The organism is Stenotrophomonas sp. JC08, assembly GCF_052180205.1.
In the GTDB taxonomy this organism is placed as follows: Bacteria; Pseudomonadota; Gammaproteobacteria; order Xanthomonadales; family Xanthomonadaceae; genus Stenotrophomonas.
In genome coordinates this window covers 2,395,465-2,414,500 of record NZ_CP197473.1, presented here as the reverse complement: position 1 = coordinate 2,414,500, position 19,036 = coordinate 2,395,465, and the positions used below count along the sequence as shown (strand labels likewise).

The following is a 19,036-nucleotide window of genomic DNA, read 5'->3' as shown; positions in this document are numbered from 1 at the left end:
GGCGCGGGCCGGGCTTTTTATGCCGGGAGCCTTGCGGCTCCTGGATGTCGCGCGGATCAGGCGGCCTTGAGGGCCTTGATGCGGGCGTTGATGCGGCTCTTGTGGCGCGCAGCCTTGTTCTTGTGGATCAGGCCACGGGCGCTGAAACGGTCGAGGATCGGCTGGGCGACGGCGAAGGCTGCCTCGGCGCCGGCGGCGTCGTTGGCGTCCAGAGCCTTGATCACCTTCTTGACGGCGGTGCGCAGCATCGAACGCTGAGCCGTATTACGCGCGTTGCGCACAACGGTCTGCTTGGCGCGCTTCTTGGCGGACTTGATATTGGCCACAGTGGTGGTTTCCTGAAAATCGGTGTGGTGGGAACAGCAAGCACGCAAGTATGATGGCGACCCGGGCGAACGTCAAGCCGGGTTGTCAAGAGGGGAGTCCAGTGAGCGGCCGCTTGCTCAGATCCACAGCAGTATTCAGCGCAATGACCTTTCTTTCACGCATCAGTGGCCTGGTGCGTGACCAGATTTATGCACAGGTCTTTGGTGCCAGTGCGGCGATGGATGCGTTCGTCATCGCGTTCAGGATTCCCAATTTCATGCGCCGGCTTTCCGCCGAGGGCTCGTTCTCGATGGCGTTCGTGCCGGTGCTGGCCGAGTACAAGGCCAAGGGCGACCAGGCGGCGGTCAAGGCGCTGGTAGACCGGGTTGCCGGGGCGCTGGCGGCGGTGCTGCTGGTGGTGACCGGGCTGGCCATCCTGTTGGCGCCGTGGGTGATGCGGGTGTTCGCGCCGGGGTTCGAGGCGGGCGGCGAGCAGGCGCGGCTGGCCACGCTGATGCTGCAGATCACCTTTCCGTATGCCCTGTTCATCTCGCTGGCATCGCTGGTCGGCGGGGTGCTGAACAGCTACCAGCGCTTCGCCATCCCGGCGCTGTCGCCGATCCTGCTGAACCTGTCGATGATCGCCGCCGCGCTGCTGCTGGCGCCGCAATTGCAGGCCTGGGGTTATGAGCCGGTGCTGGCGCTGGCCTGGGGCGTGCTGGTCGCCGGTGTGCTGCAGCTGGGCTTCCAGCTGCCGTCGCTGGCGCGGCTGGGACTGCTGCCGCGGCCCCGGCTGGACTTCGCCCATACCGGCGTACGCAAGATCATGACGCTGATGGTGCCGACGTTGTTCGGTTCCTCGGTGGCGCAGGTCAACCTGCTGTTCAACACGCTGGCCGCGTCGCTGTTGATGGGCGGCAGCGTGACCTGGCTGTATTACAGCGACCGTTTGCTGGAGTTCCCGCTGGGCATGTTCGGGGTCGCCATCGGCACGGTGATCCTGCCGCACCTGTCCAGCCGCCATGCCGATGCCGATCCGGCCGGCTATTCGAAAGGCTTGGACTGGGGCTTCCGGCTGTGCCTGCTGATCGGTATCCCGGCCTGCCTGGGGCTGGTGCTGTGCGCGCAACCGCTGCTGGCGACGCTGTTCCAGTACGGGGAGTTTTCCGAGCGGGACATGCGCATGAGCAGCTTGAGCCTGATGGCGCAGTCGCTGGCGGTGCCGGCGTTCCTGTTGGTGAAGGTGCTGGCGCCGGCGTTCTATTCCCGGCAGGACACCCGTACCCCGGTGAAGGCCGCGTTGGCGTCGATCGCGATCAACATCCTCTGCACGCTGGTGTTTTTCGTGCTGCTGCTCCAGTTCAGTCCGGTCGGTCAGGCGGCGCTGGCCCAGGCCGATGGCCGCTGGATTGAGGCGTTGAAGAAGGTCGAAGGCGCGCATGCGCTGCTGGCGCTGGCCATTGCCGTGGCGGGCTGGGCCAATGCGCTGCAGCTGGGCTGGTACCTGCGCCGGGCCCGCGTCTACCAGCCGCAGCCGGGCTGGGGGCGTTTCCTGGTGCAGCTGCTGGTTGCCAGCACGCTGATGCTGGCCGCGGTGGCGATGTTGCGGACGTTCTGGGGCGACTGGACGGCCTGGGCATGGTGGGAGCGCGGCTGGCGGCTGGCGGTGCTGGTCGGAAGCGGGGGGGCGGTGTATGCCGCCGGCCTGCTGCTGGCCGGTTATCGGCCCCGTGAACTGCGTGGGCAGTAAGCCGGCAGCATGGCCGGCACCGCTATACTTCCCGGCTACACATGACAGAACCGGCCCGCACGGCCGGATCCGGATGGAATGAGCAGGCTTTTTAGAGACGTCGAAGGCGGGGTGCTTGCCCCGCAGGGAAGCGTGGTCTGCATCGGTGCCTTCGACGGCCTGCACCTGGGCCATCGGGCGCTGGTGCGCCACGCGGTCGCCCGTGCCAGAGCACTGGGCGTGCCCGCTGTGGCGCTGGGCTTCGAGCCGCTGCCGCGTGAGTTCTTCGCCAGGGAGAATCCGCCGCCGCGGCTGATGCTGGCCCGCGACAAGGTCGCCACGCTGCGTGCGCTGGGCGTGGACAGTGTCGGTCTGCTGCGCTTCGACGCGAAGATGGCGGCGATCACCGCCGAGGATTTCGTGCGCGACATGCTGGTGCGCCGGCTGGGCGTGCGCGAGGTCTGGATCGGCCCGAAGTTCCATTTCGGCAACCGCCGTGGCGGCGATATCGCGTTGCTGCAGGCGATGGGTGCCGAGCTGGGCTTTGTTGCCGGCGAGATCGAGCCGGTGCACCTGAACGGCGAGCGCATCTCCAGCACCCGCATCCGCGAGCTGCTGGTGGCCGGCGACTTCGCCCGTGCCAGCGATCTGCTCGGGCGGCCGTATGCGATCGGCGGCCGGGTCGTGCGCGGGCGGCAGCTGGGGCGCACCCTGGGCTTTCCTACCGCCAACTTGCGTTTCCCGAAAACGCCCGCACTTTCAGGTATCTACGCCACCTGGGTGCATGGTGTGTTCGAGCAGCCATGGCCGTCGGTATCGAGCTTCGGCACGCGGCCGACGGTCGAGGGCGTGGAGCCGCTGCTGGAGGCCCACCTGTTCGACTTCAGTGGCGACCTGTACGGCCGCCATATCGAAGTCGAATTCGTCGCCAAGCTGCGTGACGAAGAGAAATTCAACGATCTGCCGGCGTTGACCGAACAGATGCACCGCGACGCGCACCAAGCCCGTCATATCCTCAACGAACAACGACTGCGAGCCACCGCGTGAGCCAGGATTACAAAGCCACCCTCCATCTGCCGGCAACGGACTTCCCGATGCGTGGCGACCTGCCCAAGCGCGAGCCGGGCATCCTGGCGCGTTGGGAAGAGCAGGGCATCTACGCGCAGCTGCGCGAGAATGCCAAGGGCCGGCCGCTGTTCGTGCTGCACGATGGCCCGCCGTACGCCAACGGCCAGATCCATCTGGGCCACGCGGTCAACAAGATCCTCAAGGACATCATCGTCAAGTCGCGCTATCTGGACGGCTTCGATGCGCCCTACGTGCCGGGCTGGGATTGCCATGGCCTGCCGATCGAGATCGCGGTCGAGAAGAAGTGGGGCAAGGTCGGCGTCAAGCTCGATGCCGGGCAGTTCCGCCAGAAGTGCCGCGAGTACGCCGAAGAACAGATCAACCTGCAGCGCGCTGATTTCAAGCGCCTGGGTGTGATCGGCGACTGGGACAACCCGTACAAGACGCTGAGCTTCGACTTCGAGGCCAGTGAAATCCGCGCGCTGTCCAAGATTGTCGCCAACGGCCACCTGGTACGCGGCGCCAAGCCCGTGCACTGGTGCTTCGATTGCGGTTCGGCCTTGGCCGAGGCGGAGATCGAATACCAGGACAAGACCTCGCCGGCCATCGATGTGGCCTACGCCGCGCGTGATGCCAAGGCATTGGCCGCCAGCTTCGGTGTCGAGCTGCCGGCCGGTGTGGAAGTGGCGGTGCCGATCTGGACCACCACCCCGTGGACGCTGCCGGCTTCGCTGGCGGTGTCGCTGGGCGCGGATATCGAGTACGCGCTGGTCGAAGGCCCGGCCCACAACGGCCAGCCGCGCTGGCTGGTGCTGGCCTCGGCATTGGCCGAGCGTTCGCTGTCGCGCTACGGTGTGGGCGAGGTGATCGTGCACGGCCATGCCAAGGGTTCGGCGCTGGAAAACCAGCTGTTGGCGCATCCGTTCTACGCCAACCGCGATCTACCGCTGCTCAACGGCGAGCACGTCTCCGATGCCGACGGCACCGGTGCGGTGCATACCGCGCCCGGCCACGGCCAGGAGGACTTCGCGGTCAGCCAGCAGTACGGGGTGATGGACAAGTACAACGCCGGCCAGATCAATCCGGTCGATGGGCGTGGCGTCTACCTGCCGTCGACGCCGGCTGCCGGTGACGTTGAGCTGGCCGGCCAGCACCTGTGGAAGGCACAGCCGCTGATCGTCGAGGTGCTGCGCGAGAACGGTGCATTGCTGGCCTTCTTCGAGATCCAGCACAGTTACCCGCATTGCTGGCGCCACAAGACGCCGGTGGTCTTCCGTGCCACCCCGCAGTGGTTCATCTCGATGGACAAGGCCAACCTGCGCAACGACGCGATGGCCGCCATCGACAACGTGGGCTGGTTCCCGGGCTGGGGCAAGGCGCGCATCAGCAGCATGGTCGATGGCCGCCCGGACTGGTGCATCAGCCGCCAGCGCACCTGGGGCGTGCCGATCGCGCTGTTCACCCATCGTGAAACCGGCGAGCCGCATCCGCGCACGGTCGAGCTGATGCAGCAGGTGGCCGATCGCGTGCAGGCCGAGGGCATCGATGTCTGGTATTCGCTGGACGCGGCCGAACTGCTGGGTGATGACGCCGCGCAGTACGAAAAGGTCACCGACATCCTCGATGTCTGGTTCGACTCCGGCGTCACCCACGAAGGCGTGTTGCTGGCGCGCGGCTTTGGCAAGCCGGCCGACCTGTACCTGGAAGGCTCGGACCAGCACCGCGGCTGGTTCCAGTCATCGCTGCTGACCGGCGTGGCGATCGACAAGCACGCGCCGTACAAGCAGTGCCTGACCCACGGTTTCACCGTGGACGAGCACGGCCGCAAGATGTCCAAGTCGCTGGGCAACGGCATCGAGCCGCAGGACATCATGAAGACGCTGGGTGCGGACATCCTGCGCCTGTGGATCGCTTCGGCCGATTACAGCAACGAGATGTCGCTGTCGCAGGAGATCCTCAAGCGCAACGCCGACGCCTACCGCCGCCTGCGCAACACCGCGCGCTTCCTGCTCGGCAACCTGGACGGCTTCGATCCGGATCAGCACCTGCGTCCGCTGGAGGACATGGTGGCGCTGGATCGCTGGATCGTGCATCGCGCCTTCGAGCTGCAGGAGAAGATCAAGGTCGCCTACGCCAACTACAACATGGCCGAGATCGTGCAGCTGCTGCTGAATTTCTGCAGCGTCGACCTGGGCTCGCTGTACCTGGACGTGACCAAGGACCGCCTGTACACGATGCAGGAAGACTCGCGCGGGCGTCGTTCGGCGCAGAGTGCGATGTACCGTATCGCCGAGGCGTTCGTGCGCTGGGTGGCGCCGATCCTGACCTTCACCGCCGACGAACTGTGGGGCTATCTGCCGGGCAAGCGGGTGGACAACGTGTTGTTCACCACCTGGTATGACGGCCTGGCGCCGATGCCGTCCGATGCCCAGCTGACCGCGGCCGATTTCGACCAGTTGCTGGCCCTGCGCGAGCAGGTGGCCAAGGTGCTCGAGCCGATGCGTGCCAATGGCGCCATCGGTGCCGCGCTGGAGGCGGAAATCACCGTCGCCGCGAACGAGGAGCAGGCCGCGCGCTGGCAGCCGCTGGCCGACGAGCTGCGCTTCCTGTTCATCAGTGGCGATGTGAGCGTGCGTCCGGCGACCACCGACGAGGTGTTTGTCAGCGCCCAGCCGACCGACAAGGCCAAGTGCGTGCGCTGCTGGCATTACCGCGCCGATGTCGGCTCGGTCGAGGCGCATCCGGAACTGTGCGGGCGTTGTGTCAGCAATATCGATGGCGGCGGCGAAGACCGTCGCTGGTTCTGATGAGGCGAGAAACCGGTGAAGAGGAGCGAGGAGCGGGAAAGGACAACCGCTGCCGCTGTTCCCGCTCCTTGATCCCCGCATAGAGACATTGCATGCAAACAAATGCCGTCAAACCCAATGCCCTGATCTGGCTGCTGCTTTCGGTTGTCATCATCGGCCTGGACCAGTGGAGCAAGGCGTGGGTGTTGTCCAGCCTGCCCGAGTACACCGCGGTGCCGGTGATCGACGGTTTCTGGAACTGGTACCGCACCTACAACACCGGTGCCGCGTTCAGCTTTCTCAGTGATGCCGGTGGCTGGCAGTTGTGGTTCTTCACCGGGCTGGCGGTGGTGATCAGCGGGTTGATGGTGTTCTGGCTGTCGCGCACGCCGCGCGCCAACTGGCGCAGCGCGCTGCCCTATGCGCTGGTGATCGGCGGTGCCATCGGCAACGTGATCGACCGGCAGATCCACGGGCATGTGATCGACTTCATCCAGTGGTACGCCGGCAGCTACTACTGGCCGTCGTTCAATGTCGCCGACGCGGCGATCGTGGGCGGTGCCATCGGCATTGCCGTATCGGGCCTGTTTGACGGCAAGTCCGCTGCAAAAGCCGGATAATTTCCCCCTGTTCCACCGAAACCGGCCATCGCCGGCCGGAGTATCTGAAGATGGACGTACTGCTCGCCAATCCCCGTGGTTTCTGTGCCGGTGTCGACCGTGCCATCGAGATCGTCAAGCGTGCGATTGAAGCGCTGGGTGCGCCGATCTACGTGCGCCATGAAGTGGTGCACAACCGTTTCGTGGTCGATGACCTGAAGGCGCGCGGCGCGATCTTTGTCGAAGAGCTGGATGAAGTGCCCGACGACAATACGGTGATCTTCAGTGCCCATGGCGTTTCCAAGGCGGTGCGTGAGGAGGCCGAGCGCCGTGGCCTGAAGGTGTTCGATGCCACCTGTCCGCTGGTCACCAAGGTGCATCTGGAAGTGGCCCGGCACTGCCGTGCCGGTCGTGACGTGGTGCTGATCGGCCACGAGGGGCATCCGGAAGTTGAGGGCACCATGGGGCAGTGGAGCCGGGAAAACGGAACCGGCCATATCTATCTGGTGGAAAGCGTGGAAGATGTCGCGGCGCTGCAGGTCAGCCAGCCGGAGAACTTCGCCTACACCACCCAGACCACGCTGTCGGTGGATGACACCCGTGCGGTGATCGAGGCCCTGCGCCAGCATTTTCCCGCCATCCAGGGGCCGAAGAACGACGACATCTGCTATGCCACGCAGAACCGGCAGGACGCGGTACGTGAACTGGCCGCGCAGTGCGACCTGGTGCTGGTGGTCGGTTCGCCCAACAGCTCCAACTCCAACCGCCTGAGCGAGCTGGCGCGCCGCGAAGGCGTGGAGTCGTACCTGATCGACGGCGCCCATGAGATCGACCCGCACTGGGTGGCGGGCAAGCAGCGCATCGGCCTGACCGCCGGCGCCTCGGCGCCACAGGTGCTGGTGGATGGCGTCATCGCGCGCCTGCGTGAGCTTGGTGCTAGCGGCGTGCGGGAGCTGGATGGCGAGCCCGAGTCGATGGTGTTCGCGCTGCCCAAGGAGCTGCGCCTGCGGCTGGTCGATTGACCGCAGCTCGTCGCTTCACTTAGAATTCGCGCCTCGCCGGAATAGCTCAGTTGGTAGAGCGGCGCATTCGTAATGCGTAGGTCGTAGGTTCGATTCCTATTTCCGGCACCAGTACAGAAAAGCCGACTGCTTGCAGTCGGCTTTTCTGTTTTCAGTGGCGTCGTTTCCATTGTCCGGCAATGTGGTGCGACAACATGTCGCACATGCATGAGCGGGCTTTTTGCGCGAAATCATTGTCAATGGCCTTCTTAAGTAGTGCGTGAAAGCCTAGAATTGCCGCGCTGAAGTCTGGCAGTCCTATGCACGTGTTCCCCGGTGGGCAATCCCCGGGCAAGTCGATCGCGCAAGCACGCAAGCGTGCGCAGGGGTGCCAGGTCAGGCATCCCCCCGCAATTGGATCGACCGATGATTCCGTTGAAATCTCTTGGGCGCATGTTGCGCCCGGGCCTCCTTGTCGCGATGGCCGTCATGATGACGGGCTGTGACTGGGCCCTGTTTGACCCCAAGGGCCAGATCGCCCGGGATGAACTCACACTGCTGATCACCTGCACGGTGCTGATGCTGCTGGTGGTGATTCCGGTGATCGTGATGACGCTGGTGTTCGCGTGGAAGTACCGCGCAACCAACACCAAGGCCCGGTACGAACCGGAATGGTCGCATTCCACCGCTATCGAAGTGGTGGTGTGGTCGATCCCGTGCATGATCATCCTGGTGCTGGCGGTGCTGACCTGGCGTTCCTCGCATGCACTGGATCCGTACAAGCCGTTGGTCTCGGACAACAAGCCGGTGGTGATCGAGGCGATCTCGCTGGACTGGAAGTGGCTGTTCGTCTATCCCGAAGAGAACATCGCCGTGGTCAACGAGCTGACGTTCCCGGTGGATACGCCGCTGAACTTCAAGCTCACCGCCGATACGGTGATGAACGCATTCTTCATTCCGCACCTGGGCAGCATGATCTACTCGATGGCGGGCATGGAGACCAAGCTGCACCTGATCGCCGATGAGAAGGGCGAGTACCCGGGCCGTTCCTCGCATTACAGCGGTGCCGGCTTCAACAAGATGTACTTCACTGCCCACGCCGTGAGCAACGACGAGTACCAGGCCTGGTTGGCCAAGGTGCGCGGCGATGCCAAGGTGCTGGACCAGAAGGCGTTCGCCGAGCTGGGTGCCGAGAAGAACCACGACTGGTATCCGGTGACCTATTACGGCAGCACCGAGCCGGGTCTGTTCGCCACGATCATGGCCCGCCATGCCGGTGACAACCACCATTACGGCATGCAGCACGACGGCAATGGCCACGCCGGCCATGACGCCGCGACGCCTGCTGCGGCCGAGGCCGACGGGCACGCCGGCCACAATGCAAACGATGAGGCCGGGGCTGCGTCTGCCGCCCACGGCACCTCGGGAGAATGACGATGTTGGGAAAACTCTCTCTTGATTCACTGCCGCACGATCCCATCGTGCTGGCCTCGCTGGTTGGAGCGGGTATCGCCGGGCTTGCTGTCGTGGCCGCGATCACCAAGTTCAAGCTGTGGGGTTATCTGTGGAAGGAGTGGTTCACCTCGGTGGACCACAAGAAGATCGGCGCGATGTACCTGATCGTGGCATTCGTGATGCTGCTGCGCGGCTTCGCCGACGCGATCATGATGCGTGCCCAGCAGGCGGTTGCCGCCGGCGGGGCGGAAGGCTATCTGCCGCCGCACCACTTCGATCAGATTTTCACCGCGCATGGTGTGATCATGATCTTCTTTGTGGCCATGCCGCTGATCACCGGCCTGATGAACCTGGTGGTGCCGCTGCAGATCGGCGCGCGTGACGTCGCCTTCCCGTTCCTGAACTCGCTGAGCTTCTGGCTGTTCATGTCGGGCGTCGCGCTGATCATGATCTCGCTGTGGGTGGGCGAGTTCGCGGCGACCGGCTGGCTGGCGTTCCCGCCCCTGTCAGGGCTGGAATACAGTCAAAGCGTGGGCATGGACTATTACATCTGGGCCCTGCAGGTCTCGGGTCTGGGTACCACGCTGAGCGGCATCAACTTCTTCATCACCATCCTCAAGATGCGTACCCCGGGTATGCCGCTGATGAAGATGCCGGTGTTCACCTGGACCGCGCTGGTGACCAACCTGCTGATCATCGCCGCCTTCCCGGTGCTGACCATCACCCTGGTGCTGCTGACCCTGGACCGTTACCTGGGCATGCACTTCTTTACCAATGACGGTGGCGGCAACGCCATGCTGTACATCAACCTGATCTGGATCTGGGGCCACCCGGAGGTCTACATCCTGGTGCTGCCGGCATTCGGTGTGTTCTCCGAGGTGATCGCCACCTTCTCGCGCAAGACCCTGTTCGGCTACAAGGGCATGGTCTATGCGACCTGCGCCATCGGCGTGCTGTCGTTCCTGGTGTGGCTGCACCACTTCTTCACCATGGGCTCGGGTGCCAACGTCAATGCCTTCTTCGGCATCACGACGATGATCATTTCGATCCCGACCGGCGTGAAGGTGTTCAACTGGCTGTTCACCATGTACCGCGGTCGCGTGCACTTCACCTCGCCGGTGCTGTGGACGATCGGCTTCATGATCACCTTCGTCATCGGCGGCATGACCGGCGTGATGCTGGCGATTCCGGCCATCGACTTCGTGGTGCACAACTCGCTGTTCCTGGTGGCGCACTTCCACAACGTCATCATCGGTGCGGTGGTGTTCGGCATGTTCGCCGGCATCACCTACTGGTTCCCGAAGATGTTCGGCTTCAAGCTGGATGAAACTTGGGGCAAGCGCGCGTTCTGGTGCTGGTTCATCGGTTTCTACGTGGCCTTCATGCCGCTGTACGCGCTGGGCTTCATGGGCGCTACCCGCCGCATGCAGAGCTACCCGAACATGGACTACCAGCCGATGTTCATCGTTGCCGCCGTCGGTGCAGCGATCATCGCCCTGGGCATCCTGTGCCAGGTGATCCAGTTCGCCGTGTCCATCCGCGATCGCAAGAAGAATGTCGATCTCACCGGCGATCCGTGGGATGCCCGTACCCAGGAGTGGGAAACCACTTCCCCGGTGCAGTTCTACAACTTCGCGGTGCTGCCCAAGGGCGAGGAGCTGGACGGGTTCTGGTATCGCAAGCAGCGCGGTGAAGCGTGGCAGCGTCCGGCCAAGTACAGCGACATCCACATGCCCAAGAACACCGGTACCGGTGTCGTCATCGGCGCGTTCAGCCTGCTGTTGGGCTTTGCGATGGTGTGGCACATGTGGGTATTCGCCCTCATCGGCCTGGCCGGCATGATCGGCACCTTCATCTACCGCTCCTTCGACAAGGACGTGGATTACTGGGTGCCGGGCGCTGAAGTCGAGCGTATCGAGAATGAACATCGCAAGCACCTGGTTGCCCAGGGGCTGGTGAAGAGCGAGGTGAAGGCATGAGCACGAACGCCCACACGTTGACCCATGGCCAGGCTGCGCATGCAGCCGGCCATGACCACGAGCATCACGACACCGGCGAGAACACCGTTTTCGGTTTCTGGGTGTACCTGATGAGCGACCTGCTCATCTTCGCCACACTGTTCGTGACCTACATAGTGCTGGCCGGTGCCACCAACGGCGGCGCCTCGGCCAAGGACCTGTTCGACCTGTCCTTCGTCGCATGGGAAACCGCGCTGCTGCTGGTGTCCTCGCTAACCTTCGGGCTGGGCATGATCGCCCTGCACCAGGCGAAGCAGGGGCAGATGTTCTTCTGGCTGGCCATCACCTGGCTGCTGGGTGGCGGCTTCATGGTCATGGAAATCTGGGAGTTCAATCACCTGATCCATGGCGGCCATGGCCCGGATACCAGCGCCTTCCTGTCGGCGTTCTTCGCGCTGGTCGGCACCCACGGCCTGCACGTCAGCGCCGGCATGCTGTGGCTGCTGGTGATGTTCATCCAGCTCAAGCGTGATGGCCTGACCCCGCGCAACAAGACCCGCATGGCGTGCCTGAGCCTGTTCTGGCACTTCCTGGATCTGGTCTGGATCGGCGTGTTTTCTGTCGTCTATCTGTCGGGAGCGATCTGATGTCCGCACATGACAATCATGCACAAAGCGCCGGTGGCGAGAACCACGGCAGCGTCAAGTCCTACCTGACCGGCTTCGTGCTGGCGGCGATCCTCACCGTTATCCCGTTCTGGGTGGTGATGGACGGCAGCCTGTCCAGCTTCGCCACCGGTGCGGTGGTGGTGGTGGCCGGCATCCTGCAGCTGCTGGTGCACCTGGTGTTCTTCCTGCACCTGGACCGCTCCTCGGCGGCGCGCTGGAACGTCAATGCCGGCATGTTCACCTTGTTGGTGATCGGCATCATCATCGGCGGTTCGCTGTGGGTGATGTGGAACATGAACTACCACATGATGTAAGCAGCCCCGGCTGCAATCGTTGTACGAAGGCCGCCGCAAGGCGGCCTTCGCTTTTCCAGGCGCGGGCGCGGGGTCGCAACCGTTGCGACGGTGCTCGGCTATCCTGCGCGGCATCCCGCAGCGATATATCAGGAAGATCGATGGCCAAGACCGCCGGCAAAGCCCGCACAGCCTATGTCTGTGGCGAGTGCGGTGCCGAATACAGCAAGTGGCAGGGCCAGTGCACCGAGTGTGGTGTCTGGAACGTGCTCAGCGAAATCGTGCTGGAAAGTGCGGCCGCGGCCAAGTCGCCGGCCGCCCGGCGCAGTGGCTGGGCCGGCAAGGTCGAAGCGCCGAAGATCACCGCGCTGAAGGATGTGCAGCACAGCGACCATCTGCGCGTGTCCACCGGCATCGGCGAGTTCGACCGGGTGCTGGGCGGGGGACTGGTCGAAGGCGCGGTGGTGCTGGTCGGTGGTGATCCGGGCATCGGCAAGTCCACGCTGCTGCTGCAGGCGGTGGCGAAGATGGCCGGCACGCTGCCGGTGCTCTATGTCACCGGTGAGGAATCGCTGGCCCAGGTCGCCGGTCGCGCGGTGCGGCTGGAGCTGCCACTGGAGGGCGTCAATGCGCTGGCCGAAACCGGCGTCGAGCACATCCTGCGGCACGCGGCGTCGGCGCGGCCGAAACTGATCGTTGCCGACTCGGTGCAGACGCTGTGGACCGAGTCGCTGACCGCGGCGCCGGGATCGGTCAGCCAGGTGCGCGAGAGCGCGGCGCGACTGGTGCGTTTTGCCAAGGAGACCGGCACCGCGGTGTTCCTGGTCGGCCATGTCACCAAGGAGGGCGGCATTGCCGGCCCGCGCGTGCTCGAGCACATGGTCGATGCGGTGCTGTATTTCGAGGGCGAGAGCGGCAGCCGCTTTCGCGTGCTGCGCGCGTTCAAGAACCGCTTTGGCGCGGTCAACGAACTGGGCGTGTTCGCGATGGGCGAGAAGGGCCTGAAGGAAGTGTCCAACCCGTCGGCGATCTTTCTTTCAGGCGGCAGCACGCGGCAGCCGGGCAGCTGCGTGATGGTCACCCGCGAAGGCACCCGTCCGCTGCTGGTGGAAGTGCAGGCGCTGGTGGATTCCTCGCCGTTGTCCAACCCGCGCCGGGTCGCGGTCGGACTGGAGCAGAACCGGCTGGCTATGCTGCTGGCGGTATTGCACCGGCATGGTGGCGTGCTGGTTGGCGACCAGGACGTGTTCGTCAACGTGGTCGGTGGCATCCGCGTACAGGAAACCGCGGTCGATCTGCCGGTGCTGCTGGCGGTGTTGTCCTCGCTGCAGGACCGGCCGTTGGCGGAGAAGACCATCGCCTTTGGCGAGGTGGGCCTGTCCGGCGAGATCCGCCCGGTGCCCAACGGCGAGGACCGGTTGCGTGAGGCGGCCACGCATGGCTTCAAGCGGGCGATCGTGCCGCGTGCCAATGCACCCAAGGCCGGTGCAGTGAAGGGCATTGAAGTGATCGCGGTGGAGCGCTTGTCACAGGCGCTGGAAGCGGCACTGGAGTAACCGGGCCGCAAGCCTTCCCCGCAGCTGCCGCCGTGCCGTCACGCTTGTGGATGGACGCCGTCCGGTTCAGTGGCGCTGCAATACCAGCTCGATGACGAACTGGCTGCCGAAAAACGCCAGCAGCAGCAGCGCCATCGCGCTCAGTGTCCAGTGCACGGCCTTGCTGCCGCGCCAGCCGTAACGGTGACGGCCGATCAGCAGGGTGCCGAAGACCAGCCACGACAGGATGCTGAGCACGGTCTTGTGCACCAGCTTCTGCGCGAACAGGTTGTCGACAAACAGCACGCCGGTGACCAGAGTCAGGGTCAGCAGGCTGAAGCCGACGGTGATGGTGCGGAACAGCAGCATTTCCAGATCGGCCATCGGCGGCAGGGCGCGCAGCCACGGGCGGAAATCGCGCAGCCGCAGGGCGCGCTCCTGCAGCCACAGCATCATCGCCAGCAGCGCGGCGATACTCAGCGTGGCGTAGGCCAGCAGCGCCAGCCATGCGTGCGAGGCCAAGCGCCAGCCCAGCAGTTTCGCCGGCTCATGGCCATGGCCGTGATAGAGCACCAGCAACACCGCCGCCAGCGGGAATGCCACCACGCCCAGTGCCGCCCAGCGGCCGCGCGCGCCGACCAGTGTGGTCAGCAGCGCCATGCCCAGACCGACCAGCGACAGCGCGGCGAAGAAGTGCATGTCCGGGCCACCGGGAGTGCCCAGCGCCACGCTGGCGTGATAACCGGCGTGCAGGAGTCCGGCGCCGATGGCCGGCAGCAGCCAGGCGCGCGGCGTCACGTTGTGGCCGGCGGACAGGCCGCGGATGAGCAGGCCGGTGGCAAGCAGGTAGAGCAGGACGGCGATGAGAACAATTGTCATCGCAGCAGTTTCGCATACGGGCCTGTTGCTGGCGATGCGGACCGGCGGCAATGACGGTGGATCGCTATACTTGGCGCCTCTGTTTTCACGATTCCCGCAGGTTGCATCGCATGTTCGAGTCACTGACCCAGCGCCTTTCCGGCACCATCGAGCGCCTGCGTGGGCGCGGCCGCCTGACCGAGGACAACATCCGCGAGGCCACCCGCGAGGTGCGCATCGCGCTGCTGGAGGCCGATGTCGCGTTGCCGGTGGTGCAGGCGCTGATCGAACGGATCAAGGTGCGTGCGGTCGGCCAGGAAGTGCTCAAGTCGCTGACCCCGGGCCAGGCGCTGATCAAGGTCGTGCGCGACGAGCTGACCGCGGTGATGGGCTCGCAGGCCACGGACCTTAACCTCAACGTGCCGGCACCGGCCATCATCCTGATGGCGGGCCTGCAGGGCGCGGGCAAGACCACCACGGTCGGCAAGCTGGCCAAGCACCTGAAGGAAAAGCGCAAGAAGAAGGTGATGGTGGTGTCGGCCGACGTCTACCGTCCGGCCGCGATCGAGCAGCTCAAGACGCTGGCCGAACAGGTCGGCGTGCTGTTCTTCCCGTCGGCGCCGGAGCAGAAGCCGGTGGACATCGTCCGCGCCGCCATCGACGACGCACGCAAGTCGTTCGCCGATGTGCTGATCGTCGATACCGCCGGTCGCCTGGCCATCGACGAGGCGATGATGGCCGAGATCAAGGCCCTGCACGCGGCGGTCAATCCGGCCGAAACGCTGTTCGTGGTCGATGCGATGACCGGCCAGGACGCGGCCAACACCGCCAAGGCGTTTGGCGAGGCACTGCCGTTGACCGGTGTGGTGCTGACCAAGACCGACGGCGACGCCCGCGGCGGTGCCGCGCTGAGCGTGCGCCATATCACCGGCAAGCCGATCAAGTTCACCGGTACCGGCGAGAAGGTCGACGGCCTGGACGTGTTCCATCCCGAGCGCGTGGCCAGCCGCATCCTCGACATGGGCGACGTGCTGTCGCTGGTCGAGCAGGTCGAGCAGCAGGTCGACAAGGACAAGGCGCAGAAGCTGGCCGAGAAGGTCGCCAAGGGCAAGAAGTTCGACCTCAACGACATGCGCGACCAGCTCGAGCAGATGCAGAACATGGGCGGCATCGGCGGCCTGATGGACAAGCTGCCGGGCCTGGGGCAGATCCCCGAGCACCTCAAGGCGCAGGTCAGCCAGAGCAAGGAAGTGCCGCGCATGATCGCCATCATCAACTCGATGACCAAGAAGGAACGGCGCAATCCGGGCCTTTTGAACGGTTCGCGCCGTGCCCGCATCGCGCGCGGCTCCGGCACCCAGCCGGCCGACGTCAACAAGCTGATGAAGCAGTACATGCAGATGGAAAAGATGATGGGCAAGCTTGCCGGTGGCGGCATGAAGGGCATGATGCGCAACATGAAGGGCATGCTCGGCGCCATGGGCGGCAAGGGCGGCCTGCCGTTCCGCTGAGCCCTTCGAGCGACCGGGGAAACCAAGCCGTGTCCTGGTCGCCGGGCCAGCATGCCGTCCTCCTGGGCCTGGCGCTGGTGCTGGCCCTGCGGCTGGCGTCGGGCTGGGCCGTGCTACCGGCCACGCTGGTGCTGTGGGTCGCGCTGGTGCTGGCCGCAGGGCTGGTCGATGCCCTGTTCCGGCGGCGCCGTACCAGCTCGGCCGCGGCGCAGGTGGAGCACGAGTCCTCCATCACCACGAGCGCCACATTGGCGCCCCTGCATGGCCCGGTGCCGGGCGCCATCGCGATGCCGGCGTCGGCTCCGGCCGGGCGCGAATGGCGCCGCCATGTCGTCGATCTGGCGCCGTTCCACAACGAGCGCTACCCGCGCGCGGACATCTGCGCCACGCACGAGATGTTCCTGCGCGCAGGCGACGTGCTGCTGCTGCGCTTCCATCCCGACACGCCGGACGAGGGTCGTGCGCCGACGCACTGGCCCTGCGACCTGTGCGCGCCGGAACAGGGCGCACGGCGCTGGTTCGACGTGGGCGGCGTGGACGAGACCCGTATCGCCATCGAGCGTACCGGCGTGCATTCGCTGGGCATCGGCCAGGACGCGTCGGACGCGTCCGCGGCCGCCGGCAGCATCGGCGTCTGGCTGGCGGTAGCCGCGCCGGATGCGCTCTCGCTGTCGCTGGAGCCGGCGCACGGTGCGAGCTGCCGCTATGAGCGCGACGCCGATGGCGGCGTGGTGGCGCGGATCGAAGGCGAGCGCCCGCTGCAGACGCATGCGCGCCTGCCGTCGTGCACGGTCCGCGAGGTGCCCCGCGGCGCGTGCCTGCTGTTCGCCGGCGATGCTGATGCATGGGACGTGGCGGGTACAGGCGATCCTTCCAGCGACTGGCTGGCGCAGTACCGGCACCTGCACCGCTGGTACCTGCAGCTGAGCCGGGGCGACGTGCTGGTGCTGGAGCAGGCGTGGCAGGCCGACGCATTCGACCGCCGCCTGCCGCGCGACGACGGCGCGGTCGGCTTCACCGACGGCGCGCTGCGCCTGTACGGCTTCGTGCGCGGGCCGCACCTGTACGACGGCGGCGTGGTGGACGGCCGCCATGCGTTCACCTGTGGCGCCGATGGCTTCCACTGCCTGGAGCTGGAACTGCACGGTCCGCCGGAGTGGCGCGGCCGCCCGGCCACGGATTTCGTCGACCTGCGGCTGTGGGGCGCCTTCCTGCAGCGTCCGCAGGCCGTGCGCGACTTCGACCTGCGCGAAGGCCGGGTCGAGGACTGGTACCGGATGCCGATGCCCGTGCCGCGGGACCTGGCGTGAGCTGCCTGCCGGCATTGGCGCCACAGGACGGCTCGGCGATGATGACGGCTCCCGATTGGAGTGCGCCATGACCCCGGACATCCGGCAACGCGCGGACCATTTCTGCCAGCGTTTCGGCATCGCGCTTCCCATCCTGCAGGCGCCGATGGCCGGCGCCTGCCCGGTGGCCCTGTCCGCGGCCGTGGCCAATGCCGGCGGCATGGGCGCGATGGGCGCGGTACTGTCCACGCCGGAACAGATCGGGCAGTGGATGGACGACTTCCGCCGGCAGTCGGACGGCCCGGCCCAGGTCAACGTCTGGGTGCCCGACCCGGCACCGGCGCGCGACGCCGTGGCGGAAGCGGCGACCCGCGCCTTCCTCGAGCGCTGGGGGCCGCCGGTACCGGCCAGCGCCGGCGATGCCGGACCGGCCGATTTCGACGCGCAGTTCGATGCCCTGGTCGCGGCGCGGCCGGCGGTGGCCTCGACCATCATGGGCGTGTTTTCCGCGGCGCAGGCGCGACGTCTGAAGGCCGCCGGCATCGCCTGGTTCGCCTGCGCCACCACGCTGGACGAGGCGCTGCAGGCGCAGGCGGCCGGCGCCGACGCGGTGGTCGCGCAGGGCATGGAGGCCGGCGGCCATCGCGGCGCATTCGAGGCCGGGTGTGCCGAGGCGCAGATGAGCGGCCTGTTCGCCCTGCTGCCGCGCCTGGCCGACCGGCTCGAGGTGCCGGTGATCGCCGCCGGCGGCATCGGTGACGGTCGTGGCGTGGCCGCGGCATTGATGCTGGGCGCCAGCGCGGTACAGGTGGGCACGGCCTTCCTTGCGGCGGAGGAATCCAGCATTCCCGGGGCATGGCGTCAGGCGTTGGCGGCGGCCGAGCCGGAAGGTACGCAGGCTACCCGTGCTTTCAGTGGCCGGCTTGGACGTGCGCTCGCTACCGCTTATGTGCGTGCGGCCGCAGCCACCGATGCGCCACCGTCGCAGCCCTATCCGGTGCAGCGCGGCTTGACTGCCGCAATGCGGGCGCAAGCGAACACGGACAACCGGATCGATGCAATGCAGGCCTGGGCCGGGCAATCGGCATGGATGGCGCGCCACGCGCCGGCGGCTGACATCATGCGTTCGATGTGGGCGCAGGCACAGGCGTTGCTGTGACTGGCCTGTTCTGCAATGGCCAGCCCGCCGATGCATCGCTGCTTGCCGGTGCACTGGTCAACTATGGGCATTTCACCTCGTTGCAGGTGCGCAGTGGTGCCGTGCAGGGCTGGGCGTTGCACGTGCAGCGGTTGCAAACGGGCACGCGGGAGCTGTTCGATGCGGAGCTGGACAGCGAACAGGTGCTGCGTTGGTTGAAGGATGCGCTGGCGCAATGCGGGGTGTGCGATGCCTCGGTGCGCATCACCGTGTTCTCACGGCTTTTTGATTTCCGCCAGCCGCTGCGTGCCGTGCCGGTGGATGTGTTGATCGCGATTTCCGCGCCGGTTGTGATGCCACCCAAGGCGCGCTCGGTGTTGCCGGTGTGGCATGAGCGCGCCTCGCCGCACCTCAAACATGTGGGTACGTTCGAGCTGTTCCATCAGCGCCGGCAGGCGATGCGGGCGGGATTCGACGATGCGCTGTTCATCGACAGCTCCGGCAGGGTCTGCGAAGGCACGACCTGGAATCTTGCGTTCTGGGATAGCCGCGAGGTGTTGTGGCCCCGGGCGGCCGCGCTGCGCGGCACGGCTGAACAGCTGTTGATGGCTGGGCTGGAGACGAGGAGCCAGCCCCAGGCCTGCCGTGCGGTGATGCTGGAGGAAATCGGCGCATTTACCGGTGCGGTCGCCTGCAATGCCACCGGCGTGTGGCCACTGGCGCGGATCGGGGAGCAGGGGTTCGAGCAGTCGGGCCGGTTGCTGGAGGTGTTGCAGCAGGCGCTGGCCGAGGTGCCGTGGGTACTGCTTTAGGCAGCGGTGCCGGGAGTTTCGATGAAGCCG

At 65.9% G+C, this 19,036-nt stretch carries 16 protein-coding genes and 1 tRNA gene; 15 read left to right on the top strand and 2 right to left on the bottom strand.

Annotated elements, in window-relative coordinates:
* Positions 1 to 56: 56 nt before the first annotated feature.
* Complete coding sequence (gene rpsT / locus ACSBPQ_RS11090; protein WP_442682208.1) at positions 57 to 326, bottom strand: 30S ribosomal protein S20; 270 nt, start codon at positions 324 to 326, stop codon at positions 57 to 59.
* 143 nt (positions 327 to 469) lie between these two features.
* Between rpsT and murJ the strand changes: the two genes are divergently transcribed.
* From murJ to radA, 11 genes are all read left to right on the top strand, one after another.
* A complete protein-coding gene (gene murJ, locus ACSBPQ_RS11085) occupies positions 470 to 2,056 on the top strand; it encodes a murein biosynthesis integral membrane protein MurJ (RefSeq protein ID WP_442682207.1) in 1,587 nt (528 codons plus the stop codon).
* 78 nt (positions 2,057 to 2,134) lie between these two features.
* Positions 2,135 to 3,082 carry a bifunctional riboflavin kinase/FAD synthetase gene (locus ACSBPQ_RS11080; protein WP_442682206.1) on the top strand — a complete coding sequence of 316 codons (948 nt, stop codon included), beginning with the start codon at positions 2,135 to 2,137 and terminating at the stop codon, positions 3,080 to 3,082.
* Positions 3,079 to 5,910, top strand: a complete 2,832-nt coding sequence (gene ileS / locus ACSBPQ_RS11075; protein WP_442682205.1) for an isoleucine--tRNA ligase — start codon at positions 3,079 to 3,081, stop codon at positions 5,908 to 5,910. Before ACSBPQ_RS11080 ends, ileS begins: the two co-directional genes overlap by 4 nt.
* 92 nt (positions 5,911 to 6,002) lie before the next feature.
* Positions 6,003 to 6,509 (top strand): signal peptidase II, encoded by a 507-nt coding sequence (gene lspA, locus ACSBPQ_RS11070; RefSeq protein ID WP_442682204.1) that lies wholly within the window; start codon positions 6,003 to 6,005, stop codon positions 6,507 to 6,509.
* A gap of 50 nt (positions 6,510 to 6,559) precedes the next feature.
* A complete protein-coding gene (gene ispH / locus ACSBPQ_RS11065) occupies positions 6,560 to 7,510 on the top strand; it encodes a 4-hydroxy-3-methylbut-2-enyl diphosphate reductase (protein WP_442682203.1) in 951 nt (316 codons plus the stop codon).
* Between the two features lie 35 nt (positions 7,511 to 7,545).
* Positions 7,546 to 7,621, top strand: a tRNA-Thr gene (locus ACSBPQ_RS11060).
* Positions 7,622 to 7,915: 294 nt separating this feature from the next.
* Positions 7,916 to 8,923, top strand: coding sequence for a ubiquinol oxidase subunit II (cyoA, locus tag ACSBPQ_RS11055; RefSeq protein ID WP_442682202.1), 1,008 nt, complete (start codon positions 7,916 to 7,918; stop codon positions 8,921 to 8,923).
* A gap of 2 nt (positions 8,924 to 8,925) precedes the next feature.
* On the top strand, positions 8,926 to 10,923 hold the full coding sequence (gene cyoB, locus ACSBPQ_RS11050) for a cytochrome o ubiquinol oxidase subunit I (protein WP_442682201.1): 1,998 nt from the start codon (positions 8,926 to 8,928) through the stop codon (positions 10,921 to 10,923).
* The gene (gene cyoC, locus ACSBPQ_RS11045; RefSeq protein ID WP_442682200.1) at positions 10,920 to 11,549 is read left to right on the top strand and encodes a cytochrome o ubiquinol oxidase subunit III; all 630 of its coding nucleotides are present in this window, start codon (positions 10,920 to 10,922) and stop codon (positions 11,547 to 11,549) included. Before cyoB ends, cyoC begins: the two co-directional genes overlap by 4 nt.
* Positions 11,549 to 11,884: a cytochrome o ubiquinol oxidase subunit IV gene (gene cyoD / locus ACSBPQ_RS11040; protein ID WP_442682199.1), complete on the top strand. Its 336-nt coding sequence runs from the start codon at positions 11,549 to 11,551 to the stop codon at positions 11,882 to 11,884. The genes cyoC and cyoD overlap by 1 nt, the downstream gene beginning before the upstream one ends.
* 140 nt (positions 11,885 to 12,024) lie before the next feature.
* Positions 12,025 to 13,419, top strand: coding sequence for a DNA repair protein RadA (gene radA / locus ACSBPQ_RS11035; RefSeq protein WP_442682198.1), 1,395 nt, complete (start codon positions 12,025 to 12,027; stop codon positions 13,417 to 13,419).
* A gap of 66 nt (positions 13,420 to 13,485) precedes the next feature.
* On the opposite strand, the gene ACSBPQ_RS11030 is transcribed toward radA, so the two are convergent.
* On the bottom strand, positions 13,486 to 14,277 hold the full coding sequence (locus ACSBPQ_RS11030) for a cytochrome C assembly family protein (protein ID WP_442682197.1): 792 nt from the start codon (positions 14,275 to 14,277) through the stop codon (positions 13,486 to 13,488).
* A 110-nt stretch (positions 14,278 to 14,387) separates the two neighbouring features.
* Between ACSBPQ_RS11030 and ffh the strand changes: the two genes are divergently transcribed.
* The 4 genes from ffh to ACSBPQ_RS11010 all read left to right on the top strand — a co-directional run bounded on the left by ffh (position 14,388) and on the right by ACSBPQ_RS11010 (position 19,006).
* A complete protein-coding gene (ffh, locus tag ACSBPQ_RS11025; protein WP_442682196.1) occupies positions 14,388 to 15,767 on the top strand; it encodes a signal recognition particle protein in 1,380 nt (459 codons plus the stop codon).
* 29 nt (positions 15,768 to 15,796) lie between these two features.
* Positions 15,797 to 17,077, top strand: coding sequence for a hypothetical protein (locus tag ACSBPQ_RS11020; protein ID WP_442682195.1), 1,281 nt, complete (start codon positions 15,797 to 15,799; stop codon positions 17,075 to 17,077).
* Between the two features lie 67 nt (positions 17,078 to 17,144).
* The gene (locus ACSBPQ_RS11015) at positions 17,145 to 18,215 is read left to right on the top strand and encodes an NAD(P)H-dependent flavin oxidoreductase (RefSeq protein WP_442682194.1); all 1,071 of its coding nucleotides are present in this window, start codon (positions 17,145 to 17,147) and stop codon (positions 18,213 to 18,215) included.
* Positions 18,212 to 19,006: an aminotransferase class IV gene (locus tag ACSBPQ_RS11010; RefSeq protein ID WP_442682193.1), complete on the top strand. Its 795-nt coding sequence runs from the start codon at positions 18,212 to 18,214 to the stop codon at positions 19,004 to 19,006. Before ACSBPQ_RS11015 ends, ACSBPQ_RS11010 begins: the two co-directional genes overlap by 4 nt.
* The last annotated feature ends 30 nt before the right edge of the window (positions 19,007 to 19,036 follow it).